The sequence below is a fragment of the Bacillus sp. 522_BSPC genome (assembly GCF_001076885.1).
In the GTDB taxonomy this organism is placed as follows: Bacteria; Bacillota; Bacilli; order Bacillales; family Cytobacillaceae; genus Niallia; species Niallia hominis.
In genome coordinates, this window is sequence record NZ_JVDT01000182.1 from 31727 (window position 1) to 32088 (window position 362).

1 protein-coding gene is annotated in these 362 nt (G+C 37.0%); it reads right to left on the reverse strand.

Going from position 1 to position 362, the window contains the following annotated elements; all coding sequences use genetic code 11:
- Positions 1-11: 11 nt before the first annotated feature.
- Positions 12-362 (reverse strand): IS4 family transposase (locus ADJ83_RS27010; protein ID WP_048718256.1); only part of this gene is annotated, 351 nt, incomplete at its 5' end.

The following is a 362-nucleotide window of genomic DNA, read 5'->3' on the forward strand; positions in this document are numbered from 1 at the left end:
TGTTACAGCCCTTATGGCACGCACTTTCCTTTGATTTTGCGTAACCAAATGTTTGCGGATTTCCATAAAGCTGCTTTTAAATAGCGGCTAATTTGTAGATAACTTCGATCGCTATTCGTGTTCAACTGGGCCAATACGTTCAAACAGTATACAATCATTGCTATATACACTTGATTGTGTACAGCCTGTTCACTATGACCATAGAACTTTTTGATATTCAAATGTTGTTTCATCCATTTGAAAAAGAGTTCAATCGCCCAACGTGATTTATAGATTTCGGCGATTTCATCTGCACTTAAATCAAATCGATTCGTTAGTAAGGTTAGCTCTTTGCCTTTTGTATCAAGTAATTTCAGTCGACG